The organism is Streptococcus sp., assembly GCF_019414905.1.
Taxonomy (GTDB): domain Bacteria; phylum Bacillota; class Bacilli; order Lactobacillales; family Streptococcaceae; genus Streptococcus.
The window spans coordinates 8993-10114 of sequence record NZ_DXLC01000124.1 but is presented as its reverse complement, the minus strand read 5'-3'; the positions used below and the strand labels follow the sequence as shown (position 1 = coordinate 10114).

At 40.6% G+C, this 1122-nt stretch carries 2 protein-coding genes; both read right to left on the bottom strand.

Going from position 1 to position 1122, the window contains the following annotated elements:
* A partial coding sequence (locus QZ359_RS03765) for a dihydrodipicolinate synthase family protein (RefSeq protein ID WP_293960469.1) occupies nt 1-683 on the bottom strand: 683 nt, incomplete at its 3' end.
* A 68-nt stretch (nt 684-751) separates the two neighbouring features.
* On the bottom strand, nt 752-1122 hold a 371-nt coding region (locus QZ359_RS03760), incomplete at its 5' end, for a Gfo/Idh/MocA family oxidoreductase (protein ID WP_293960466.1).

Sequence of the window (1122 nt, the reverse complement as noted above, 5' to 3'; positions counted from 1 at the left end):
GCAATCAATTGGTTGAGTTTCAAGAAGAGTTCTGGCATAGCACCGTAAGTACCACCGATACCAGCCTTAGCACCCATGAGGCGGCCGCCTAGGAACTGTTCATCTGGACCGTTAAAGACGATATGGTCTTCTCCACCAAGACTCACAAAAGTTTGGATATCTTGAACTGGCATAGAAGAGTTCTTCACACCGATAACACGTGGATTTTTCAACATTTCAGTGTAAAGACTTGGAGTCAAAGCAACCCCTGCCAATTGAGGAATGTTATAAATCACATAGTCTGTATTTGGAGCTGCAGAACTGATATCGTTCCAGTACTTAGCAACTGAGTATTCTGGTAAGCGGAAATAAATAGGTGGAATCGTCGCAATAGCATCTACTCCCAAACTTTCTGCGTGGCGAGCAAGTTCCATACTGTCTTTGGTATTGTTGCAAGCAACGTGAGCAATAATGGTCAATTTACCTTTGGCAACTGCCATGACTTCTTCCAAAATCAACTTGCGGTCTTCAACGCTTTGGTAGATACATTCGCCAGAAGATCCATTGACATAAAGACCTTGAACACCTTTATCAATGAAGTATTGAACCAAAGCACGCGTACGCTCTGGACTCACTTCTCCTTGATCATCATAACATGCGTAGAAGGCTGGAATGACACCTTCGTATTTTTTTAAATCTGACATAGATTTTCTCCTAACTTATTTCCGAAATGAGGGGAGAAAATAAATTTTTCATCCCCTTTATATTCTGTTTATTTTACAATTTCTGACAATTTTACTTTGCGATCTTCAAACATCGATTGGGTACAAGCATCTGCAGTAGCAATTGCTTCTAGAGCAGCTTCACCTGTCAATAGTTTTGCAAATTCTTCTGATACTGGAGCTCCTTGCATAATCTCATGCAGATATCGCATTTCTTTGTCGATCACAGATGATAGCCATAATGGAGTACGTTTACCTGGTTTACCATAAGCAATTGCTCCGTCCATCTCTGTACTATGATAGATGCGAGTACGATCATCATCTTCTTCTTGTGATTCATGAATCAAGAAATAGCTTTCTTGTCCATCTAGCTTAAGAGTTCCTTTACAGTTGAATAAGTCTAAGCGGATAGCACCTTTCG